Source organism: Flavobacterium sp. MK4S-17, from assembly GCF_009848495.1.
In the GTDB taxonomy this organism is placed as follows: Bacteria; Bacteroidota; Bacteroidia; order Flavobacteriales; family Flavobacteriaceae; genus Flavobacterium.
Genome location: NZ_WWEP01000035.1, coordinates 17,073 through 33,639, shown reverse-complemented (window position 1 = coordinate 33,639; position 16,567 = coordinate 17,073). Strand labels below are relative to the sequence as shown.

Below are 16,567 nucleotides of genomic sequence, written 5' to 3'. Positions count from 1 at the left end.
TTTTAAAAAAATCAATACACCTAAAGTTTTTTTTTAAAAAAATTTGTTTACATATTTGTCTTCCCAACAGGAATGATAATTCTTTCATTCTTCAATGTAAGACAACTTTTAATAAACGTATAATATTCAGTATTTATGACTAAAACTGCGCAATCGGTATGGGAAAACTGTCTTATTTTCATAAAAGACAATATTCAGGAGCAGGCATACAAAACCTGGTTCGAACCTATCCGGGCAGTTGAGCTTACTGATAACGCCTTATATATACAGGTACCCAGCAAGTTTTTTTATGAATGGCTGGAAGAGCATTATGTAAAGCTTTTAAAAGTTGCACTAACCAAAGAACTTGGAAACGGCGCAAAGTTACTCTATAAAATTAAGATGGAAAACACTTATGGCAGCAAGCAGCCTTTTACAGAGCAGCTGCCCAGTGCCCACCGTGCGCCTGTAAAACCACAGGAGGTTGATGTACCTTTGCAAAATAAAAACCCTGAACTTAAAAACCCTTTTATAATTCCGGGCATAAGGAATTTAAAAATAGAATCGCAGCTTAACGCCAATTACAGTTTTGATAACTTTTTTGAAGGCGACTCTAACCGTTTGGCACGTTCGGCAGGTATGGCCGTAGCCAATAAGCCGGGAGGCACATCATTTAACCCGCTTTTAATATTTGGCGGCGTGGGCCTTGGCAAAACCCACCTTGCCCATGCAATAGGCGTTGAGATTAAAGACAAATTTCCTGACAAAACAGTTTTATATATATCGGCAGAAATTTTTACACAGCAATATATAGATTCGGTAAAGCGCAACACAAGAAATGATTTTATCCATTTCTACCAACTTATAGATGTACTTATAATAGACGATGTACAGTTCCTTTCAGGCAAGACAGGAACACAGGATGTTTTCTTCCATATATTTAACCACCTGCACCAAAACGGCAAACAGGTAATTTTAACTTCTGATAAAGCACCTGTAGATATGCAGGATATAGAACAAAGGCTTTTATCAAGGTTTAAGTGGGGGCTTTCTGCCGAATTGCACCAGCCCGATTATGAAACAAGGATTTCTATACTAAACAATATACTTTACAGGGACGGTGTTGAAATGCCCGAAGAAATAATTGAGTATGTTGCTAAAAATATAAAAACAAATGTGCGCGAACTGGAAGGGGCAATTATCTCCCTTATTGCACAGTCTTCCTTTAACAAAAGGGAAGTAACCATAGACCTTGCAAAGCAGGTAGTAGAAAAATTTGTAAAAAACGTAAAGCGCGAAATATCTATAGATTACATACAAAAAGTGGTTTCAGATTATTTCCAGCTTGATATAGATACACTACAGTCAAAAACAAGAAAGCGCCATGTAGTACAGGCAAGGCAGCTTGCTATGTTTTTTGCCAAAAAATTTACAAAAGCGTCGCTTGCCAATATCGGCTCGCAAATTGGCGACAGGGATCATGCCACTGTATTACATGCCTGCAAAACTGTAGATAACCTTGTAACTACCGATAAGCAATTTCGTAAATTTGTTGAGGACATCAACAAAAAACTATCCATATAATGCCCGTTAAAATTTTAATGGTATGCCTGGGTAACATTTGCCGTTCCCCACTGGCAGAAGGCATATTGCAGTCTAAACTGCCGGCAGGTAAATTCATGGTAGATTCTGCAGGCACGGGTGGATGGCATGCCGGGCAAGAGCCAGACAAGCGTTCTATAGCCGTTGCAAAAACCCGTGGGCTTAATATAAGCTGCCAAAAGGCGCGCCAGTTTAAAGTGAGCGACTTTAAGGAGTTTGACCATATTTATGTCATGGATTCCTCTAACCTGAGGGATGTTTTAAAGCTTGCCCCTGATGAAGCGGCTAAAGCTAAGGTAAAGCTAATGATGGATGAAATGTTTCCCGGAGAAATGGTTGATGTTCCCGACCCGTATTTTGGAGGGCCCGAAGATTTTGACAGGGTATATGATATGCTGGAACAAGCCTGCGCCATAGTTGCCACAAAACTTATAAAAGAACATTCATGAAAGTAATGGGTAAATTATACCTGCTTCCTGTTCCACTGGGCGTTGATGCCGAACCTAAAGCGGTTTTACCGGAAACAGTGGCACGCAGTATTGAATTTATAGACCATTATATTGTTGAAAATGAAAAAACGGCACGCCGCTTTATAAAGGCAATACTTCCTGAAAAGAAGCAGCCTGAACTTAAAATATCTGTTTTAAACAAACATACCGAACCCACTGAACATTACGATTTTATAAAGCCCTGCCTTGAAGGCTATAATATAGGGCTTATGAGCGAAGCAGGATGCCCGGGCGTTGCCGACCCCGGCGCAGCTATTGTAAAAATAGCGCATGAAAAAGGCATACAGGTAGTGCCACTTGTGGGGCCATCTTCAATACTATTAGCCATAATGGCATCCGGTATGAATGGCCAAAGTTTTGCTTTTAATGGATACTTACCTATAGAGAAAAGCGAAAAGAAAAATGCACTTAAAAATTTTGAGAAACTTTCGCATGATAAAAACCAGTCACAGCTTTTTATAGAAACGCCTTACCGTAATAATAAGCTGCTGGAAGATATTTTAAATACACTGCAGCCATCAACCCATTTGTGTATTGCTGCAGATATAACACTGGAAACCGAGTATATAAAAACAAAAACGGCTGCACAGTGGAAAAAGGAAAAGCCTGACCTGCACAACAGGCCGAGCATTTTTATCATACATAAGTTTTAATTCCTCCTTTGGGAAATTGCTAAATCCAGCGACCATTTTCCACTGCCTTTTACAAAAAGGAAAATACTTCCCAGCAGCATAGCCCAGTCTAATTTGCTTCCATGCAGCAGTCCCCATAAACCTTCCTTTATAAATATATCAGCTTTGGCTGCTGCAAATGCTGAAAAAAGTATTAAAACCAAAGGTATTACAGCCAACCGGGTCAACAGGCCCATAAGGATTAATATACTGCATACAATTTCAAATACACCTACCATTAAACTGAAAAACTCAGGGGCAGGAAAGCCCAGGTTTTTAAACCTTACTTCTCCCCATAACTCAGGAAAAAACAATTTTTGGAATCCTTCCACTAAAAATACCCCACCCACCATCAGCCGTATTAAGATTGTTGTTTGTGATGGCAAAGTTTGTAGTACAGGTAATTTCATGTAAGTTTTTTCCACTAAAATAATTAAAAAAATTACATTAAAAATTTTTTATTAAGAATAATAATACAATTTTAACCTTATCCCGCTTTTATAGGTTTAGGTTATTAATTTGTACTTTTGCCGCTTCTTTAAAATTAAGTGGTAATATATGAAAGCTGGTAAACTGTTTGACTTTTCGCAAAAAGTAAATTATAAAAATGAAATACTTGCCGGGCTTACAGTAGCCATGACTATGATACCCGAATCTTTATCATTTGCCATACTGGCCGGTTTCCCTCCACTGGTAGGTTTATATGCTGCTTTTATAATGGGTTTGGTTACGGCTGTTTTTGGCGGCAGACCGGGGCTTATTTCCGGTGGCGCAGGGGCAACCGTTGTAGTCCTTATTGCTCTTATGCAGTCGCATGGTATAGAATATGTTTTTGCGGCAGTAGCACTTGCAGGAATATTACAGATTCTGGTAGGCCTGTTTAAGCTGGGGAAATTTATAAGGCTTGTGCCGCAGCCTGTTATGTATGGTTTTGTAAACGGTTTGGCTGTTATCATATTTATGTCGCAACTGGAGCAGTTTAAACAGGTGGCAAACGGCAGCGTCAGCTGGCTGGAAGGTGCAGCTTTATATATAATGCTGGGGCTAACCCTGCTTACCGTAGCCATTGTTATTTTATTCCCTAAAATCACCAAGGCAGTACCCTCATCCCTCGTAGCCATAATAATAGTATTTATTGTAGTGATGGCTTTTGGTATTGATACACGTACTGTTGAAGACATAGCTTCTGTACAGGGCGGCTTTCCACCATTTCATATACCGGAAATAAGTCTTAGCCTTGAAACGCTGCAGGTTATTTTTCCTTACTCCCTGATTATGGCTGCCGTAGGGCTAACAGAAGGACTGCTAACCCTTAGTCTTGTAGATGAAATTACCGGCACCAGAGGTAACAGTAACCGGGAATGCCTTGCGCAGGGCGGCGCAAATATTTTAAACGGATTTTTTTCCGGAATGGGCGGATGCCCCATGATTGCACAAACCTTAGTGAACCTTTCTGCAGGGGCAAGGGCAAGATTGTCAGGTATAGTGGCAGCATTAACCATTTTAATTATCATTCTTTTTGGCGCGCCAATAATAGGAAAAGTACCTATGGCTGCACTTGTTGGCGTTATGGTTATGGTAGCCATAGGTACCTTTGAGTGGGCCAGTTTTAAAGTAATCAATAAAATGCCCCGACACGATATAATTACCGGTATACTGGTAGCGGTTATTACCATTTGGCTGCACAACCTTGCACTTGCAGTACTTATAGGCGTAGTAATATCAGCACTTGTATTTGCATGGGAAAGTGCCAAGCGCATTCGCGCCCGGCACTATATTGATGATAATGGTGTAAAGCATTATGAAATTTACGGCCCGTTGTTTTTTGGCTCAACAAGTGTTTTTACAGAAAAGTTTGATGTAGCCGGAGATCCTGATGAAGTTATAATTGATTTTAAAGAAAGCCGCGTAGCCGATATGTCAGCGATTGAAGCCTTAAACTCCATAACACAGAAATACCACAATGCCGGCAAAACCGTACACCTGAAACATTTAAGTGCAGACTGTATGCGCCTGCTTAAAAATGCCGAGGCTGTTATTGATGTGAATATTATTGAAGACCCAACCTATAAAGTTGTGAGCAACAATTAAGCATTTACCGGTTGCCCTTCTTTATTTATAACCCGTTTTTCAATATACCTTGAATTCATGATGCGTACTATACCCATATAGTCCATAGTAAATTCAATGAGGTCGCCAACTTTATAATTATTAGGGTTTTCGCCTAAATCAAGCACTACCATATCAGAAGTTGCGCCTGCATACTTAATATCGGTATCTGTAGGGTCAAGATGCTTCATACCGATATCCAGCAGGCCGATATCAATAATAGCCCTGACAGTAGTCTTACCATAAAGCTCTTCCTTAAAAGTTATATTTTCGCCCTCAAGGTTAGTACCCATTTCGCCTGACGGTACCAAAGGCTTTTCATAAAGCTCAATAATTTCAGCATATAGCTTAAAAATATTATTCTCCATATTTTCAAACTTGCTGTTGTTATAAACATCTGTCCCCATAAACAGGGTTTCACCTACCCTGAAGTGGTTAATGCCTTTAGGTATCAGCCCCTGTATTACAAGTGGTATGGTAACTGATGAACCCCCGGAAATGAAAGGTATATTTACATTAAACTTGGTTTCCACAAGTTGTTTATAAAGGCAGAGTTGTATCAGTTTATCGTTATTGGGCAACACACCATAAAGGCAGGATAGATTAGTCCCCAACCCGATAATCTCTATATTATCCATTTCAAAAACACGGGCATAAAAATCTATAAAATCCTCTCTCATAACGCCCTCCCTAAGCTCGCCCAGGTCAATCATTATAATAATCTTATGGGTTACATTTTGCTTCTTGGCTTCATCAGAAAGCATTTTAATTGTACGGAAATCAGTATTCATACTGATATCGGCATATTTAATTACATCTTTAATAGCGCCTTTGGCAGGAGGTTTTATATAAATGGTCTGCGCATTTTTATCAATGCTTTTAATGGCTTTAAGGTTACTTATACGCGAGTCTGAATACTGGCTTATACCCATGCGTAAAAGTTCAGTAAGGTATTCTTTATTGCCGCATAATATTTTTGTTACTACCGACCAGTCAATATCATGTTCCCTGAAAAAATTATTCAGGTAGTCAAAATTCTTTTTCAGCTTAGCTGCATCCAGTGTTATAAATGCCATTATTTTACCTGTTTATACCTCATTTCAAGGTATTTGTTAGTAAAACCAAGATTTTCATACAACTTTTTCGCAGGGTTATCAGGCTCTACATGCAGTGCAATATCACCTGCAGCAGCATCCAGTGCTTCCTGCATAAGTTTTTTACCTATGCCCTGCCCCCTGTATTCCGGGTCGGTTGCAATATATACCAATATATTTTCCGGTATATAGCCCCCCATTCCTGTTTCATTTATCACAACGGCACCTACTATTTTATCATCCATAGTGGCAACCAAAATCATACCGCCTTTTGCAAAGGCATAGTTTATAGCTTTATTAATATCATTTTTAGGATCTCCATATTCCTGCAGGCTTTTAAATAAAAAGTTTACTACATCATCCTGTGCGCTTTCTGACAGTTTTTCCTGCGGTGAATACTTTTGAATTTTTATCATTATTTACTTTTTTAATTTACAAAAAATGCAAGATAACTCTTTCAAAAGGGATAAGAAAGCATTAAATGTTAAAATACCCTAAAAACTGGTGTCAGGCATGGCTTTAGCGCATCTAAAACGGTTTGATTTTGTATTTTTGCACCATGGCAAAATTAATTAACCTTAAAACATTCAAGGAATTTTTCAGTTCCTCATCTGCGGGAGGTATATTACTCCTTATTTGTGTAGCAATATCTTTATTTATAGCCAACACTAACCTGGCTGAAAGTTTTGAAAGCATACTTGAATATAAAGTAGGCTTTGAAAACGATACAATACAATTAAGGTATCCTGTACTGTTATGGATTAATGACGGCCTTATGGCAATATTTTTCCTGCTGGTAGGCCTTGAAATTAAAAGGGAAATTGTTGAGGGCGAACTTTCATCCCTGCGCCAGGCATCGCTGCCTGTACTGGCCGCCATTGGGGGGGTTGCAGTGCCTGCACTTATATATACTTTTTTTAATAACTCAAGCCCTGACACCATACATGGCTGGGGCATACCCATGGCTACCGATATAGCCTTTGCACTGGGAATACTTTCGCTTTTAGGCGATAAAGCACCTACAGGCCTGAAAATATTTCTTGCAGCCCTTGCTATTGTTGATGACTTAATGGCAATATTGGTAATAGCCATATTTTATTCATCTGAATTGCATTTAACCTATCTTATGTATGCTGCCGCGGTATTTGCCCTGCTGCTTATTTTTAACCGCATTGGCATAACTAATATATTCTTTTATATAATTCCCGGAATTGTAATGTGGTATTTAATACACCATTCCGGCGTTCATGCTACTATAGCAGGTGTACTTACAGCTTTAACGCTGCCCACTACTGATGATGATAAAGAGTCTGCCCTTGAAAAGCTGGAGCATGCACTTACCAAGCCTGTTAACTTTATTATCATGCCGATATTTGCCATAGCAAATACTAATATCACATTTGAATCGGGCATGGCAGAAGGGCTTGCAAGCAATTTAGGCCTGGGTATAGTATTAGGATTGTTTTTAGGGAAGCCTGTTGGTATATTCCTTATGTCATACCTTTCAGTTAAAACAAAAATAGCAGAACTGCCTGTGGGCACAAACTGGACTCATGTATTAGGGTTAGGATTGCTGGGAGGCATCGGCTTTACCATGTCAATATTTATAGCCATACTTTCCTTTAAAAGCCTTGATTTCCAGGCTGAGGCTAAATTTGCGGTATTAGTAGCCTCTGTACTTTCAGGTGTTTGCGGCTTTATGCTGCTAAGCCTTTACAACAAAAAGCAAAAGAAAAAACTGGAACCTATTTCCGCTTCTTAGCTTTGTTATTGTCAGGTGGTGTTTCATCCTGCTTGCGGAACAACGTTACATTTTTTACCGAAAGGCGCTCATTAAGCCAGTTCCTGAATTTATTAAGGTCATCTTCGGCTATACCATTACTGCTTTCATAAATCACTGCAGTTACAGGTATAATACTGTCTTTGGCAGTTACAAGTTCATGGTTGGAAACTGAAAGCGCGGTTACCGATGGAAAAACTGTTTTTGCTTCTTTTAAAAGCCTTACATTATCAAACTTATTTTTTGCGAGTTCCTTTTCAAGCTGTACAATTTTTACATCTTTTTCATTCAGTTCATTTTCACTGCTTTTTATCTCATTCAGTATATCACCCTTCAGTGCAGAAAGCCTGTCGGTGCTATCCTGGCGGATAATCAGCTCGCTGCCTTTCAGGTACTTGTTTTCATTCAGCTCTTTATTCAGCTTGCTTATTTCTTTTTGCTCAAATCGTTTTGATAAAAATGCCAGTTCTATTTTTTTAGGCTGTGCCTTAAAGTTAGTTTTTTTAAACACTACCGTGTAACCCTTTTGCGTAAACTCGCTATCAATAAAGCTGTCGGCATTCTTCTTAAACTGCTGTTCCCTGTAAAGGCTGTAGGCAAGGTAGCTGCTGGGCACCAGCATAGCTATAATAAGTATTGTTACCGTAATCCTTACCTGCTTTTGCTGTTTTTCATTAACCTGCTTTTTGGGTGGGTATTTAAGGTATTTAATTATTAAAAACGTAGATATACCAATAAAAACACAGTTGATGCAGTACAGGTAAAAAGCTCCTAAAAAATAACCCCACTGACCGGTAGCCAGCCCATAGCCCGCTGTACAAAGCGGCGGCATTAAAGCTGTAGCAATAGCCACACCCGGTATAGGATTTCCCTTTTCTGTCCTTGTAACAGCTATAACCCCTACTACACCGCCAAAAAATGCTATAAGTATATCATATATATTGGGTGATGTACGTGCCAAAAGTTCTGACTGAACATCTTTAAAGGGGCTTACATAAAAATATAGTGTAGAAACCGTAAGGCTCACCAAGGTAGAATTAAGCAGGTTTTTAAGCGACTTGCGCAAAAGTGTAAAGTCATAAATACCCAAAGCAAAACCAGCACCCACTATAGGCCCCATTAAGGGAGATATTAACATTGCGCCAATAACCACAGCCCCGGAATTTACATTAAGCCCTATGGAAGCTATAATTATTGCGCAGGCAAGTATCCATAGGTTGGCACCTTTATAGCTTATATTCTTTTTTACGCTTTCCAGCGTTTTTTCCCTGTCATCCTCACCGTCATGCAGGTTGAATAAGGCAGTAAGTTTATTCATAGTATTAAGTACCCGTTTATCTACATGCCAATTTATTATTTTTCGGCTACTCTTACAAAACAATTAATAAATAAGAGGGAATTTTTAATAATTGTATTCAGTGAAATGATAACTAAATAATTATTTAATACTTATTTTCATAAAATTAGTTAATTTAGTAGGCAAATAAACCAAACATGCCCCTCTCACCTGAAATTGTAATTTTTATAGCCTTAATTGCTGCGCTTGTATTGTATTTGGCGTATATACGGCCAAAGGCTAAGCAGCAAAAATTGCGGCTTATGACACGCTACAGGAAAATAAGGAACAAATCCTTATCCCTCCAGGATAAATTAAGCGGCTATATACTGGCTAATGATAAGCTGAATGATACGTTTTTAAAAGGTACTACATATGGCCAGTACCTTGAAGCTTTAAAGCAGGAGTATGCTTTACACCTTGGGGAAAGGATGTATCTTGAAATACAATCGCAAAACAAGGTTATGCCAATGCGCAAATTAAACAGGAAAATTGATATACAGGAACAACGGTTGAAAAAAGTGGAAAAAGAACTTTCTTTCGTGCCTGATAAACCTGTAATACCAATTAAGAATCCTGTGGTACTTTAGGCTGCGGATTAGCTATAATGTTGGAGGTATCATACCCCCCGAATTTTTTTATATAACTTTTAAGGGAAGTACCAAAGCCATCGCGAAAACCCCTGTTTCCGTTACTGTGCAAAAACTTTTTTACAGAATTGGCACCTGCAAGGTGTGCGGCAGCTAAAAGGCCTGATTCGGTAATTTTTATTCCTTTTATAGTTTTACCGTCAAACTGTTCTATCTCCCTCCTTAGCTCCCATTTGTTTTTGGAAAGCAATGCCTTAAAGGCTTTTTCCTGTAACCTGGGGTTATTTAAAAACTCTTTTGTATCATAAATACCAATGGCGCGAAGTGTAGTTTTACCAAACTGGTATTTACCCATATAGCCATAAGGATTAACCAGCTTATAAAGCCCCTGCGATTCTTTTATGGCTATTGCCTGCTTAAAACCTATGAATGACTTACCTGTAAAAGGCAGTACAAGGTTTACTTTAGCAGTTTCATCTATAGTAGGAACGGTAGAATTAATGATTTCATCTTCGGCTAAGTGAAAGCCTTCGATTTTTCCAAATTGTTTAGCTTTATTGGTTTTAAAACCAGAGCTGATTGTTGCAATAAAAAGGATTAAACCTAAAAAATATGCCCATTTTTTTATCATAAATATTGATTTCTCACGAGCTGTCACCTCAGTGAAATTTCACAGCGGGCAAAGATATAAAAAATCACTTAATTGAAACACAATACTTTAGCAAAAATATTAACTTTAACAAAACATTATAACAAACAACAGGTAACTGAAAGGGGATTAAATTGTTTATTTAACTACCCAAAAGAGCTACCTTTTGATACCAAGTTTATTTACCCACGCTACATATTTTTGGCGGTTAACTTCATGTTGCGCGGCGGTAACAGCAAATTCATGATAGCCGATATTGGTAACACTTGCGCAAAAATAAATGTAATTATGCTTTTCAGGATTTAATACTGCATCAATAGCAGAAATATCAGGCATAGCTATGGGCCCCGGTGGCAACCCTGCATATTTATAGGTATTGTATGGAGAGTCAATAGTAAGGTCTTTATACAAAACCCTTTTAATTACCTGGTCATAATCACCTGTCTGTTTTTTTATGGCATATATAACCGTCGGGTCAGCTTCAAGCTTCATGCCCTTTTCAAGGCGGTTAAGGTAAACACCTGCAACACGAGGCCTTTCATCTGCCTTTACAGTTTCCTTGTGTACTATTGATGCCAGCGCTGATACTTGCAAAGGCGTAAGCCCAAGCGCTTCTGCTTTAGCCTTCCTTTCCGGTGTCCAGAATTTCCTGTACTCTTTAGCCAATTTTTCCCTCACATTATCTGCCGGGGTATCCCAAAAAAACTCATAGGTATTAGGAACAAACATGCTGAGTACGTTATCCTCGGTAAAACCGTTTTCCTGTAAAAAGGTTTTATCTGTAAAAGATTTCAGTAGGGCAAGGCTGTCCGGCTCAAGCTGCTGCGCAAGCCTGCCTGCGGCCTCATACAGTGTTTCCTGATTATTAAAGGAAACATTTACAGGAACGGGCTGGCGCAACGAGTTTATAATATCATTGCTGTTCATGCCGCTCCTTAATATAAATTTTCCTGACTTAACGTTGCCGGTATAACTTTTCTTTTCGGCAACCATCCGAAAACGCTCCATATCTTCAATATAGGGCTTTACAATTTCCTCAACCTCATTGTAAGTAGCCCTGCTGGGAATATAAACCGCCACTTCCCTTTCAGGAAAAGCTGTATTGGCCGAAAATATATCCTTATAAATTAAATAACCGTAAATGGTGGCACCTGTTATTACCACAAGGGAAACTATCCCAATAATCCTTCTTAGTTTCAATTCCTGGTATGTTTAATGTTGAATTAACTGGTATAAAGCTTCGTCAAAATAAGCATTATCCCTTCTGTTCCAGTCCTTTTTAATTCCTGCAAACTGAAAGCCAAAAGTAGTAAAAAGACTAATACTTGCAGTATTTGCAGTATCAATATTTGCATAAAGCTGGTGCAGGTGCAGCTTGCTGAATGCATAATTAATCAGCAGCCCCAGTGCCTGCCTGCCAATACCCTTATTTCTTTGTTCGGTATTATACACAATGATGCCTACGCCTGCCCTAAGGTTCACAGGGTCAAAATCATAAAGGTCAATAAGCCCTACTGCGTCAAAAGAGCCCTTATAACAAATGGCAAGCCGCAATTGCTTTGCTTCATATATATCCTGCCGTGCATTTTCAAGATACTGCCTTATTAAAAAACGGCTGTAAGGCACTACAGTATTGCTAACCTCCCATATATCCTCATCATTCTCTACCCGGCTGATAAACTCCAGGTCTTCCGGCTCCAGTGCCCTCAAGTAAACAGTATCACCCTGCAATGTTACCATTCGGCATCACCTTTAAATACAAATTTTGCCGGCCCGGTAAGAAAAACATTTTTAAACTGCCTGCCGTTTTGTGTAAACGACACTTTAAGTTCACCCCCGGGAGTTTCAAGTACAACTGCATCTGCCGTTGTTTTACCCAGCATTTTCATGGCTATGGCCACAGCCGTTACACCCGTTCCGCAGGAATAGGTTTCATCTTCCACCCCACGCTCGTAGGTTCGCACTGAAAATTTGTCAGCCTCTTCCTGGCTTACAAAATTTACATTAGAGCCCTTATCACCATACAGGCCGCTATAACGTATATTCGCCCCTACCCCTTTTACATCAAAAACATCAAGCTTGTCCACCATCTCAACGTGGTGTGGTGAGCCTGTATCTAAAAAAACATAGTTTTCATAAACTGAAATGGTATTTACATCCTTCATTTGTAGTGAAACAATGCCCTTTTCATCAATAGTTGCACTATGCCTGCCGTCTATTGCCATAAATTCAGCTTCATTTTCTATAATATCAAGCTGGTGTGCAAAAGCCACTATACACCTGCCCCCGTTACCGCACATGGTACTTTCATTTCCATCAGAATTATAATATACCATACGAAAATCGGTAACATCATCGTTTTCTAATAAAATAAGTCCGTCTGCACCAACGCCAAACCTGCGGTGGCAAAGATGGCTTATAAGTTTGGTATCATTTTTGGGAAAAGTATTCTCACGGTTATCAACCATTATAAAGTCGTTTCCGGTACCCTGGTATTTATAAAAAGTGTGCTGCATTTTTTACAGAATAGTATGGCAAAAGTACAAATATAAACGACATGCAATTAGGCTGTAAAACCGTTAACTTATTTATTAACATTTAACCATATATTTTAAATACTGTTTACAATTATGAAAAGAATTTCAAGTTTATTCCTTGTGGCATTACTAAGCGGTGCCACTACACTTGGAGCTTATAAACTGGTATTTGATGATAATGCTGAAACCTCTGTCATATCAGTTGCTCCTGAGCAAAACCAATACAACAGGGCTGTGAGCCTTGGCGCGGAAAATGTAGATTTTACCGAAGCGGCCGACAAAGCCGTTCATGCGGTAGTACACGTTAAAAATGTTTCGTATGCCACTGTTTCCGACAATCCGTGGAATTATATTTTCGGCTATCGCGGCGGGCAGCAGCAACAGCCGCAAATAGGAACCGGATCCGGTGTTATAATTACTGCCGACGGCTATATTGTTACCAACAACCACGTAGTACAAAATGCTTCAGAACTGGAAGTAACACTTAACAATAACAAATCTTATAAAGCTACACTTGTAGGCACCGACTCTAAAATGGATATAGCCCTGCTGAAAGTAGATACCAAAGAAAACCTACCATATGCCACCTTTGGCAATTCAGACAATATAAAGGTAGGCGAATGGGTTTTGGCAGTAGGTAATCCATATAACTTAACTTCAACGGTAACGGCTGGTATAGTTTCCGCAAAAGCAAGAAATTTAAGTAAAGACGGCCTGCAGTCATTTATACAGACAGATGCTGCGGTTAACCCCGGTAACAGTGGCGGCGCTTTGGTTAACACACGGGGCGAGCTTATAGGTATCAATACCATGATTACCTCTATGACAGGTTCCTATGTGGGATATTCTTTTGCTGTGCCATCTAATATCACCCGTAAAATTATTGAAGACATAATGGAGTTTGGCAATGTGCAGCGTGGCGTGCTTGGCGTGCAGGGCGGGGAACTTAACAGTTATGCCTCTAAAGAGCTTGGCATAAGCGAAACACAGGGCTTTTATGTAAAAGATGTGGTTAAAGGCTCCGGTGCTGAAAGAGCAGGTATTAAAAGCGGCGATATAATCGTTAAAATTGATGACAGGACTGTAAATGGCTTTTCTGACCTTAATGCCGCTATAGTTACCAAACGCCCTAATGATGTAGTAAAGGTGGGAATAAGCCGTGATGGTGAAATGATTACCTTACCGGTACGCCTTACAAAAAATGAAATATACAGCTATAGTGGCTTAGACCTTGAAGACCTTTCGGCTGCCGATAAGAAAAAACTAAAGATTGGGTATGGTGTAAGGATTAAGGAAATTACAGACGAAAGGTATATGCCTTATTATGACGAGTTAAAAGGAGGCATAATACTTAGCGTAGATAATGTAAAAGCAAAGGATATTGAAACCGTATCAGATATACTTTCCAACAAAAGGCCTAACGAAACCACCCGTGTGGAAATGATTACCGCCAATGGGCAGCTGGTTAGGTTCCTTATATAAATAAAACAATCATCTTACTTATATATTGTTTATTGTTAAAGCCTCCTTCGGGAGGCTTTTTGCATATATAAATCAACATTATAATAACATAAAGTAAATACAGTTTGCAGGCCGTTTGGTTACTTTTGAGGCAACTAAAAAATTACATGAAGAAAAAAACAGTCAGGAAACTTGAGCTGGTACTGCATTTCCTTACAATGCTTCTTTTGCTTATTAAAGGCTTTGATGAAATAAGCCGCAAGCTATACTTTCCCGGCGGAATAATTACCGGGCTTGCACTTATAGTACTCACTATCCTGTTTTTTTGGAAACCGCTGAAAATAAAACCCAAGCAGGCACGCATAATATGCTATTATGTAGAGTCGCCTGCATTATTACTTACAGCATATATGTTGTACCTTGAGCAGAAAGAATTTTTGCCACATATCTTTTTTATAGCCGGTTTTATGTATCCGGCTGTTGGCTTTATTTCTTCCAAAAAATTCAAGAGGCTAAAAAAAGCAGCATTATAATAAATAAGCACTTGCTGTTTTAATTATAATATTATAACACAAAACAGCATTAACATGCAGATAAAAACATGTTTTACAATTTAAACAATATTAAATCATTATGTTTTAACAGTAAACCCTAAGTATTAAAAATAAATACTGCCGCCAGCAAAAAAAGTTTTACGAAAACGTTTGAAATCTATACTTTTGCACCAACAACAACACTAAACAAATTCTTTATCTTCATGAACAATAACGTTTTATACGAAAAAGAACTCTCTTTTCAGGCAGACAGGAGAAGAGCAGGCGTTGAATTCATAAAAATTGTGAGCGACCTGTGGTATGATAAGTCAATTGAACTGGTACTTTTCAGGAACCAGCTAATCGACAGGAACGTGAGCGACATAATAAACCTGCACGAATATGCAGGGGAATTTGTGCAAAAGCCAATTAATGTTTTTGACACTGTGGAAATAGCCCGCGCTATACAAACGCTAGACCTGCCGCCTTCCCGCCTGGACATAGGTAAACTTACTTATGAATACCACCTTGAAGATGACAAGTACAACGATGCAACAGCATTTGTTCATGATAAACTTAAAAACGCAAAAGAAAAAGGCGGCATACAGCCTAAGGATGTTGTATTATATGGCTTTGGCCGTATAGGCCGTATCCTTGCCCGCGAGATGATGTCGAAAATAGGGAAAGGCACGCAACTTAGGCTAAGGGCAATTGTAGTTCGCGAAAAACCAAATGCTGAGCTGCTTGAAAAAAGGGCTTCTTTATTGCGTTACGATTCTATCCATGGAGATTTCCAGGGCTCTGTTATTGCTGACCCTGAAAATAATGCGCTTATAATTAACGGCACGACTGTTCACATTATCAGTGCCAATGCTCCCGAAGAAATTGACTATACCCAATATGGTATAAACAATGCGCTTGTAATAGATAATACCGGTGCTTTTAAAACAGATGAAGACCTTAAACGCCATTTAACAAAAGGGGCTGAAAAAGTATTGCTTACCGCTCCCGGAAAAGGTGTTCCAAATATTGTATATGGTGTTAACCATAATGATTATGACCCGGATGAGGTAGATATTTACTCTGCCGCTTCTTGTACCACTAATGCAATTACACCGGTACTAAAGGCAGTTGAGGACACGCTTGGCATTGTAAAAGGGCATCTTGAAACCATACATGCCTACACAAACGACCAAAACCTTGTGGATAACATGCACAAAAAATACCGCCGTGGCCGTGCCGCTGCACTTAACATGGTTATTACCGAAACAGGTGCAGGAAGTGCTGTAAGCAAGGCATTACCCTCTTTAACAGGCAAGCTGACATCTAATGCAATACGCGTACCGGTACCTAATGGGTCGCTGGTAGTGCTTAACCTTGAAGTGGAAAGGGCAACCAATATAGCCGAGATTAATGAAATTATGAAGCATTATGCGCTTGAAGGTGAACTGGTAGAACAGATTAAATATTCCTTAAGCAACGAACTTGTATCGTCTGATATAGTTGGTACTTCAGCCCCGTCAATTTATGACAGCAATGCTACTATAGTTTCAGCCGATGGCAAAAATGTGGTTCTATATGTGTGGTATGATAATGAGTATGGCTACAGTCATCAGGTTATACGCCTTGCAAAGTACATTGCCAAAGTACGCCGATATACTTACTATTAATAGTTAAATCAACTAACTTTTTTATAATTAAATCCGTCTTATGGAAA

Annotated in this window: 17 protein-coding genes; 9 read left to right on the top strand and 8 right to left on the bottom strand. The window is 39.1% G+C overall.

All coding sequences use genetic code 11. The features are described 5' to 3' along the window. Positions 1-135 precede the first annotated feature (135 nt). The 3 genes from dnaA to GSF09_RS11575 are packed head-to-tail and all read left to right on the top strand — an operon-like array spanning position 136 to position 2,743. Positions 136-1,563, top strand: coding sequence for a chromosomal replication initiator protein DnaA (gene dnaA / locus GSF09_RS11585; protein WP_159801580.1), 1,428 nt, complete (start codon positions 136-138; stop codon positions 1,561-1,563). Next, complete coding sequence (locus GSF09_RS11580) at positions 1,563-2,030, top strand: low molecular weight protein-tyrosine-phosphatase (protein WP_159801578.1); 468 nt, start codon at positions 1,563-1,565, stop codon at positions 2,028-2,030. Before dnaA ends, GSF09_RS11580 begins: the two co-directional genes overlap by 1 nt. Next, positions 2,027-2,743, top strand: coding sequence for an SAM-dependent methyltransferase (locus GSF09_RS11575; protein WP_159801576.1), 717 nt, complete (start codon positions 2,027-2,029; stop codon positions 2,741-2,743). Before GSF09_RS11580 ends, GSF09_RS11575 begins: the two co-directional genes overlap by 4 nt. Here GSF09_RS11575 and GSF09_RS11570 read toward each other — a convergent pair. Then, a complete protein-coding gene (locus GSF09_RS11570) occupies positions 2,740-3,171 on the bottom strand; it encodes a DoxX family protein (RefSeq protein ID WP_159801574.1) in 432 nt (143 codons plus the stop codon). The genes GSF09_RS11575 and GSF09_RS11570 overlap by 4 nt on opposite strands. Before the next feature lie 148 nt (positions 3,172-3,319). On the opposite strand from GSF09_RS11570, the gene GSF09_RS11565 reads away from it, so the two are divergent. After that, positions 3,320-4,852, top strand: coding sequence for a SulP family inorganic anion transporter (locus tag GSF09_RS11565; RefSeq protein WP_159801572.1), 1,533 nt, complete (start codon positions 3,320-3,322; stop codon positions 4,850-4,852). Here the strand turns inward: GSF09_RS11565 and GSF09_RS11560 are convergent. Together GSF09_RS11560 and GSF09_RS11555 are read right to left on the bottom strand one after the other, a co-directional pair. Next, positions 4,849-5,946 carry an alanine racemase gene (locus GSF09_RS11560; protein WP_159801570.1) on the bottom strand — a complete coding sequence of 366 codons (1,098 nt, stop codon included), beginning with the start codon at positions 5,944-5,946 and terminating at the stop codon, positions 4,849-4,851. The genes GSF09_RS11565 and GSF09_RS11560 overlap by 4 nt on opposite strands. Next, positions 5,946-6,380, bottom strand: coding sequence for a GNAT family N-acetyltransferase (locus GSF09_RS11555; RefSeq protein ID WP_159801568.1), 435 nt, complete (start codon positions 6,378-6,380; stop codon positions 5,946-5,948). Before GSF09_RS11555 ends, GSF09_RS11560 begins: the two co-directional genes overlap by 1 nt. A 143-nt stretch (positions 6,381-6,523) precedes the next feature. Between GSF09_RS11555 and nhaA the strand changes: the two genes are divergently transcribed. Beyond that, the gene (gene nhaA / locus GSF09_RS11550) at positions 6,524-7,726 is read left to right on the top strand and encodes a Na+/H+ antiporter NhaA (RefSeq protein ID WP_159801566.1); all 1,203 of its coding nucleotides are present in this window, start codon (positions 6,524-6,526) and stop codon (positions 7,724-7,726) included. Here the strand turns inward: nhaA and GSF09_RS11545 are convergent. Further along, a complete protein-coding gene (locus tag GSF09_RS11545) occupies positions 7,710-9,062 on the bottom strand; it encodes a TIGR00341 family protein (RefSeq protein ID WP_159801564.1) in 1,353 nt (450 codons plus the stop codon). The genes nhaA and GSF09_RS11545 overlap by 17 nt on opposite strands. A 176-nt stretch (positions 9,063-9,238) precedes the next feature. On the opposite strand from GSF09_RS11545, the gene GSF09_RS11540 reads away from it, so the two are divergent. Further along, entirely contained in the window at positions 9,239-9,670 is a 432-nt protein-coding gene (locus tag GSF09_RS11540) for a hypothetical protein (RefSeq protein WP_159801562.1), read from the top strand. Here the strand turns inward: GSF09_RS11540 and GSF09_RS11535 are convergent. The 4 genes from GSF09_RS11535 to dapF all read right to left on the bottom strand — a co-directional run bounded on the left by GSF09_RS11535 (position 9,648) and on the right by dapF (position 12,835). Then, positions 9,648-10,301 carry a peptidoglycan-binding protein LysM gene (locus tag GSF09_RS11535; protein ID WP_159801560.1) on the bottom strand — a complete coding sequence of 218 codons (654 nt, stop codon included), beginning with the start codon at positions 10,299-10,301 and terminating at the stop codon, positions 9,648-9,650. The genes GSF09_RS11540 and GSF09_RS11535 overlap by 23 nt on opposite strands. Positions 10,302-10,478: 177 nt before the next feature. Further along, positions 10,479-11,519 carry an endolytic transglycosylase MltG gene (gene mltG, locus GSF09_RS11530; protein WP_159801558.1) on the bottom strand — a complete coding sequence of 347 codons (1,041 nt, stop codon included), beginning with the start codon at positions 11,517-11,519 and terminating at the stop codon, positions 10,479-10,481. Between the two features lie 12 nt (positions 11,520-11,531). Further along, positions 11,532-12,059 carry a GNAT family N-acetyltransferase gene (locus GSF09_RS11525; protein WP_159801556.1) on the bottom strand — a complete coding sequence of 176 codons (528 nt, stop codon included), beginning with the start codon at positions 12,057-12,059 and terminating at the stop codon, positions 11,532-11,534. Further along, positions 12,053-12,835: a diaminopimelate epimerase gene (dapF, locus tag GSF09_RS11520; RefSeq protein WP_159801554.1), complete on the bottom strand. Its 783-nt coding sequence runs from the start codon at positions 12,833-12,835 to the stop codon at positions 12,053-12,055. The genes GSF09_RS11525 and dapF overlap by 7 nt, the downstream gene beginning before the upstream one ends. A 114-nt stretch (positions 12,836-12,949) precedes the next feature. Here dapF and GSF09_RS11515 point away from each other — a divergent pair, with 114 nt between their 5' ends. The 3 genes from GSF09_RS11515 to GSF09_RS11505 all read left to right on the top strand — a co-directional run bounded on the left by GSF09_RS11515 (position 12,950) and on the right by GSF09_RS11505 (position 16,520). Beyond that, a complete protein-coding gene (locus GSF09_RS11515) occupies positions 12,950-14,338 on the top strand; it encodes a S1C family serine protease (RefSeq protein ID WP_159801552.1) in 1,389 nt (462 codons plus the stop codon). Between the two features lie 146 nt (positions 14,339-14,484). After that, positions 14,485-14,850: a hypothetical protein gene (locus tag GSF09_RS11510; RefSeq protein ID WP_159801550.1), complete on the top strand. Its 366-nt coding sequence runs from the start codon at positions 14,485-14,487 to the stop codon at positions 14,848-14,850. A gap of 224 nt (positions 14,851-15,074) precedes the next feature. Further along, on the top strand, positions 15,075-16,520 hold the full coding sequence (locus GSF09_RS11505) for a glyceraldehyde-3-phosphate dehydrogenase (protein WP_159801548.1): 1,446 nt from the start codon (positions 15,075-15,077) through the stop codon (positions 16,518-16,520). Positions 16,521-16,567: the final 47 nt, after the last annotated feature.

Excerpts from the sequence above, each read along its gene's own strand:
- GSF09_RS11535 (WP_159801560.1), bottom strand. The coding sequence starts at position 10,301 with ATGATAAAAAAATGGGCATATTTTTTAGGTTTAATCCTTTTTATTGCA.
- GSF09_RS11545 (WP_159801564.1), bottom strand. The coding sequence starts at position 9,062 with ATGAATAAACTTACTGCCTTATTCAACCTGCATGACGGTGAGGATGAC.
- nhaA (WP_159801566.1), top strand. The coding sequence starts at position 6,524 with ATGGCAAAATTAATTAACCTTAAAACATTCAAGGAATTTTTCAGTTCC.
- GSF09_RS11570 (WP_159801574.1), bottom strand. The coding sequence starts at position 3,171 with ATGAAATTACCTGTACTACAAACTTTGCCATCACAAACAACAATCTTA.
- GSF09_RS11510 (WP_159801550.1), top strand. The coding sequence starts at position 14,485 with ATGAAGAAAAAAACAGTCAGGAAACTTGAGCTGGTACTGCATTTCCTT.
- GSF09_RS11575 (WP_159801576.1), top strand. The coding sequence starts at position 2,027 with ATGAAAGTAATGGGTAAATTATACCTGCTTCCTGTTCCACTGGGCGTT.
- GSF09_RS11565 (WP_159801572.1), top strand. The coding sequence starts at position 3,320 with ATGAAAGCTGGTAAACTGTTTGACTTTTCGCAAAAAGTAAATTATAAA.
- GSF09_RS11560 (WP_159801570.1), bottom strand. The coding sequence starts at position 5,946 with ATGGCATTTATAACACTGGATGCAGCTAAGCTGAAAAAGAATTTTGAC.
- GSF09_RS11525 (WP_159801556.1), bottom strand. The coding sequence starts at position 12,059 with ATGGTAACATTGCAGGGTGATACTGTTTACTTGAGGGCACTGGAGCCG.
- dnaA (WP_159801580.1), top strand. The coding sequence starts at position 136 with ATGACTAAAACTGCGCAATCGGTATGGGAAAACTGTCTTATTTTCATA.
- GSF09_RS11540 (WP_159801562.1), top strand. The coding sequence starts at position 9,239 with ATGCCCCTCTCACCTGAAATTGTAATTTTTATAGCCTTAATTGCTGCG.
- GSF09_RS11515 (WP_159801552.1), top strand. The coding sequence starts at position 12,950 with ATGAAAAGAATTTCAAGTTTATTCCTTGTGGCATTACTAAGCGGTGCC.
- dapF (WP_159801554.1), bottom strand. The coding sequence starts at position 12,835 with ATGCAGCACACTTTTTATAAATACCAGGGTACCGGAAACGACTTTATA.
- GSF09_RS11505 (WP_159801548.1), top strand. The coding sequence starts at position 15,075 with ATGAACAATAACGTTTTATACGAAAAAGAACTCTCTTTTCAGGCAGAC.
- GSF09_RS11580 (WP_159801578.1), top strand. The coding sequence starts at position 1,563 with ATGCCCGTTAAAATTTTAATGGTATGCCTGGGTAACATTTGCCGTTCC.
- GSF09_RS11555 (WP_159801568.1), bottom strand. The coding sequence starts at position 6,380 with ATGATAAAAATTCAAAAGTATTCACCGCAGGAAAAACTGTCAGAAAGC.